Raw genomic sequence first — 872 nt, forward strand, 5'->3', positions numbered from 1 at the left:
ACCCATTGTTATATTTTTTACAATATTTACGTAAAACGGCTATGAATCCATCATAACAATTTTGCTCAGCTTCATTTAATACAGCATCAATTTCATCTTTTGTCCAGTTCTGCTCATATGCTCTACATACAAATATTGCTTTCAAAACAAAAGGATTTTCACCAGTTTTTACAAACATACCTTTAATAAGTTTTTTTGGTTCCAATTAAATCACCCCATGCTTTCAACATAAAATAATATGAAAAATAACACATTAATATTAACTTTCTGCTTACACAAAAAACATCATCAATAATATAATATATATCTTATAAAAACATTTTAACAAAACACGAACCATATTTAATCAAATTAAACATATTAATTTATTAAAATTCCACAGCAATTCAAAACCTAGTATAATTTAAAAACTTTTCATTCAAACAATATATTTTTTTTTGCACTTTAATTACAATATAGTATTGTGGTTATTGGGGGAATGCTATGAAAAACTTTTTAAACTTGAAAAGTGTTAATAGTGGAATGGTTGAATTATTAGATTCTTTTTGTAAAAGGTATGATTTAGAATCACCAATTAAACATAAATACTCTATTGATGAAAGAATGTCATTAAACCTGTGGATGAAAAACATCAGGTTTATTAACCAGCAGTTTAACCGTGAGGAACTTGGCATTTATCTCGGCAATATGATAACAGAACAACAAATCGGTATAGCAGCATATATGGCTAATTCATGTGAAAATATAGGTGAATTATTAAATCATGCTCCAAACTATATAAAAATGTGGTTTAATTATTTACCTGTAACAGTATATGACCAAAATGACTACAAAATAATAGAATGGGGAAATCCAGAATATCTCAATAAAAA

The 872-nt window shown here is 26.4% G+C and carries 1 protein-coding gene and 1 pseudogene; one reads left to right on the top strand and one right to left on the bottom strand.

Going from position 1 to position 872, the window contains the following annotated elements; all coding sequences use genetic code 11:
* On the bottom strand, positions 1–205 hold a 205-nt coding region (locus KPC_RS20045), incomplete at its 3' end, for a hypothetical protein (RefSeq protein WP_121976032.1).
* A 278-nt stretch (positions 206–483) separates the two neighbouring features.
* On the opposite strand from KPC_RS20045, the pseudogene KPC_RS20050 reads away from it, so the two are divergent.
* Positions 484–872, top strand: a pseudogene (locus KPC_RS20050) (hypothetical protein); the annotation flags it as partial.

This window comes from Acinetobacter stercoris (genome assembly GCF_900323515.1).
In the GTDB taxonomy this organism is placed as follows: Bacteria; Pseudomonadota; Gammaproteobacteria; order Pseudomonadales; family Moraxellaceae; genus Acinetobacter; species Acinetobacter stercoris.